Source organism: uncultured Rikenella sp. (assembly GCF_910579375.1).
In the GTDB taxonomy this organism is placed as follows: Bacteria; Bacteroidota; Bacteroidia; order Bacteroidales; family Rikenellaceae; genus Rikenella.
In genome coordinates, this window is sequence record NZ_CAJTUJ010000155.1 from 1 (window position 1) to 4,253 (window position 4,253).

General features: G+C 59.0%; 2 protein-coding genes. One reads left to right on the top strand and one right to left on the bottom strand.

Features of this window, described 5'->3' with window-relative positions; translation table 11 throughout:
- Positions 1–464 precede the first annotated feature (464 nt).
- Complete coding sequence (locus QZ302_RS08930; protein WP_294594604.1) at positions 465–1,442, bottom strand: KpsF/GutQ family sugar-phosphate isomerase; 978 nt, start codon at positions 1,440–1,442, stop codon at positions 465–467.
- 169 nt (positions 1,443–1,611) lie between these two features.
- Between QZ302_RS08930 and recQ the strand changes: the two genes are divergently transcribed.
- The gene (gene recQ, locus QZ302_RS08935) at positions 1,612–3,837 is read left to right on the top strand and encodes a DNA helicase RecQ (RefSeq protein WP_294594606.1); all 2,226 of its coding nucleotides are present in this window, start codon (positions 1,612–1,614) and stop codon (positions 3,835–3,837) included.
- Positions 3,838–4,253 lie beyond the last annotated feature (416 nt).

Genomic DNA, 4,253 nt, shown 5'->3' on the forward strand with positions numbered 1-4,253 from the left:
CCGTCTTTTCCCAATCCTTTATTCGCGCGCCTTGCGCGATTCAACTATATTCGGTTATCACCGAAATAGTTGAATCGCTTCTTCAGGCGGGGGCGCGCGTTTGTCCTACGGGAGGGTACTGCCCTCAGGCCGGGCAGGCCCCGCGTGCCCGCGGTGGGCAAATGGCAGCCTCTACCCCAAGGCCGCCTCTACCTCTGTTCTCTGTTGCGCGCATAGGGAAATCTTGTCAAAAGGTGCTGGCACATTTTGACAAGATTTCCCTCCTAAGGCGTGGCGCGCGGTCGAGCTGTGACCCGCCTTTCCCTGCGCGGGCGGCGTCCGGTTGTAAGGCAGAGACAACCCTGACAAAACGCCCGATGGGCGCACCGGCGAGACGGAGCGATACTGCGATTGCTTAGCCGCCTCGGCCCAAATCTTCGCTCTGTTTTCTGTCCGCGCCAGCCTCGCAGACAGAGCGTGCGGTGCTAAACCACCCCCTCGCGCAGGATGTCGTGGATGTGGATAATGCCGCAATACGCGTCGTTCCGCTCCGGATCGAGCACCAGCAACTGCGTGATCTTGTTCTGCTCCATCATCCGGAATGCCTTGACCGCCAGCTCGTCGGCCGGAATGGTCTTCGGCGAAGGCGACATGATCTCCCGCGCCCGAACCGCCGTAATGTCTTGGCCGCTCTGGAGCATCCGCCGCAGGTCGCCGTCCGTGACGATCCCCAGTAGACGGCCCGTTTCCGGCTCCACCACCGCCGTCGCTCCCAGCCGTTTGCCCGAAATCTCGATGATCACCGTCTTCAGATCCGCGTCCGGAGCCACCTGCGGCGCCCCTTCAGCCGACATGATATCTCCCACCCGCGTGTAGAGCTTCTTGCCCAGCGCCCCTCCCGGATGGAACCGGGCGAAGTCCTGCGCCGTGAATCCCCGCATCTTGAGCAGCGTCATCGCCAGCGCGTCGCCCATCACCAATTGGGCCGTCGTGCTCGACGTCGGAGCCAGGTTGTTCGGACACGCCTCCTCGGCTACCGTCGTGTTCAGCACCCGGTCGCTGTGCTGCGCCAGGAACGACTCCAGATTGCCCGCCATGCCGATCAGCAGGTTGCCCATCTGCCGGATGAACGGAACCAGCACCTTGATCTCCGGCGAGTTGCCGCTCTTCGAGATGCACAGAATGATGTCGTCCGGCTGGATGATCCCCAGGTCGCCGTGGATGGCGTCCGCCGCGTGCATGAAGACGGCCGGCTGGCCCGTGGAGTTGAGGGTCGCCACGATCTTGTTGGCGATAATGGCGCTCTTGCCGATGCCGGTGATGATGAGCCGTCCCCGGCTCCGGAAAATCGTCCGGGCGATTTCGACGAAGTTGTCGTCGATATATGCTTCGAGCCGTCGCACGGCGTCGCACTCCGTGCGGACGATCTGCCGGGCGAATGCTATGGTCTGTTCGGTAGTCACTTCCGATAGAATTTTTGAACAAAGGTAGTCGGATTTTGTAAAAAAACGATTACCTTTATTGTCGTTCGCGCCGACAGAGGCCTCGGTTTCGGAGGCCGGGCGGAACGGTGACGGGCTGAGAGAGAGGTGGTCTTGTTTTTTTCATCATCCGGGAGGAATCTTATACGCTATGGCGAACCGCACTACGTCCCACTATTCGTCGTCGGACTTTCTGTACGAGAGTCTCAAACGGCATTTCGGCTTCTCGCAGTTCAAGGGGAATCAGGAGGAGGTGATCCGCAATGTGTTGGCGGGGAACGACACCTTCGTCCTGATGCCGACCGGGGGGGGAAAATCGTTGTGCTACCAGCTGCCGGCGCTGATGATGGAGGGGGTGGCGATCGTCATCTCACCGCTCATCGCACTGATGAAAAATCAGGTGGATGCCATGCGGACTTTCTCGATGGAGGACGGCGTGGCGCACTTTCTCAATTCGTCGCTCAACAAGAGCGCGGTGCAGAAGGTGCGGGAGGATGTGCTGGCGGGGAAGACGAAACTGCTCTATTTCGCTCCCGAATCCTTGACCAAGGAGGAGAATGTCGAGTTCCTGCGGAAGATCAAGGTGTCGTTCTATGCCATCGACGAGGCGCACTGCATTTCGGAGTGGGGGCACGACTTCCGGCCGGAGTACCGCCGGATACGGCCCATCATCTCGGAGATCGCTCAGGCGCCGGTCATCGCGCTGACGGCGACGGCGACGCCGAAGGTGCAGCTCGATATTCAGAAGAACCTCGGGATGCAGCATGCCAAGGTATTCAAGTCGTCGTTCAACCGGGCCAATCTCTACTACGAGGTGAGGCCCAAGGTCAATGCCACGAAGGAGATCATCAAGTATATCAAACAGAATCCGGGCAAGAGCGGCATTATCTACTGTCTATCGCGGAAAAAGGTCGAGGAGCTGGCGGAGCTGCTGGTGGTCAACGGGATCAAGGCGCTGCCGTATCATGCGGGGATCGATGCGGCGACGCGGGCTGCCAATCAGGACAAGTTCCTGATGGAGGAGGTGGATGTGATCGTCGCGACGATCGCGTTCGGAATGGGGATCGACAAGCCGGATGTGCGGTATGTGATTCACTACGACATTCCGAAGTCGCTGGAGGGGTATTATCAGGAGACGGGACGTGCCGGACGCGACGGGGGCGAGGGGCGGTGCATCACGTTTTACAGCTATAAGGACATCCAGAAGCTCGAAAAGTTCATGCAGGGCAAGCCGGTGGCGGAGCAGGAGATCGGTCGGCTGCTGTTGCAGGAGACAGTGTCGTATGCCGAGAGCGCGATGTGTCGGCGGCGGATGCTGCTCCACTATTTCGGCGAGGAGTACGGGGTGCCGAACTGCGATTGTTGCGACAACTGCTGTAATCCGCGCGAGGAGTTCGAGGCGCAGGAGGCTATGCGGCTGATGTTGGAGACGCTGGCGGTGATCGGCGGAGGGTTCAAGGCGGACTATTTGGAGGCGGTGCTGCTGGGGCGGACGACCAATCTGGTGAAGTCGTACAAACACCACCAGCTGGAGCTGTTCGGGGCGGGGGCGGAGCACGATGCTCATTTTTGGAACGCGGTGATTCGGCAGGGGCTGATTCTGGGGCTGGTGGACAAGGATATCGAAAACTACGGTTTGCTTTCGATCAGCGATGCGGGGCGTGCTTTCCTGGCGCCGGGCGGGGCGTTCAGCGTGAAGCTGGTGGCGGATCACCGGTATGAGGAGGTGGACGACGAGGATTCGGTGGCGGCGCATCCGGGGGCCAAGGGGGGGGCGGCGGCCGATCCGGTGCTTTTAGATATGCTATTCGACCTGCGCAAGGAAGTTGCTCGTAAAAGTGGCTATAAGCCTTATGTTATTTTTTCGGAAGATTCGCTTAAGGACATGACAATATATTATCCGGTAACGCTCGAAGAGATGCAGAATAATATCTCAGGTGTTGGAGAAGGTAAAGCGAAACGTTACGGGCAGCCTTTCATTAAACTAATCGCTCGCTACGTAGAGGAAAACGGCATCGAACGACCGCAGGAGATGGTGGTCAAAAGCATTGTCAATAAGAGCGGGAATAAGGTCTTCATTATTCAGAGCATCGACCGCAGAATGGACTTTGAGGACATTGCGGATGCGAAGGGGCTGACGATGGACGAGTTGATGGACGAGATCGAAGCGATCGTGGGGTCGGGGACGAAGCTCAATATAGACTACTATATCGCGGAGATGGTGGACGAGGATAAGGTGGTGGATATCATCGACTATTTTACGGAGGATGCGGAGACGGATTCGGTGTCGGATGCGGTGCGGGAGTTGGGGGGAGATTATACGGAGGAGGAGATACGCTTGGTGCGGGTTAAATTTCTGAGCGAGGCGGGGAACTGACGTGCTTTTGCGGGGCTGGTGCGGACAAAGAACAGGGGGTAGAGGCGGCCGTTGTTGGGTAGAGACTGCCATTAAAACACCCGAAGGGTGCGCCCGTCCGGCGTAAGGACAGTATCCTCCCGTAGCCAAAGGCGCGCGAACAAAGATCGGTGCGCGAAAAACTCGATTCCACGTAAAACTCCGTCGCCCGCCCGCTTAAAGGGCATATTCTGCCGGTTGGCACTTGACCAATCCGGCAAGAATTGCCGCGGGCGACGGTTAGGAGTAGATACGCCCATCTTTATGAGTGCCGAGCGGCACCGGCGGAGCGAAAGCGGAGCCGCAGTGAGGCGGACACGGGGCCGAGAACTGGGGCGAGCTTTGGGCCAAGAGCGAGTAGCGCGGTTCTTCGAACCGCCGGCCTTGTCGCCCAGGCG

What these genes read in the sequence shown, in the direction of transcription:
- recQ (WP_294594606.1), top strand. Translation starts at nt 1,612, where the DNA reads ATGGCGAACCGCACTACGTCCCACTATTCGTCGTCGGACTTTCTGTAC.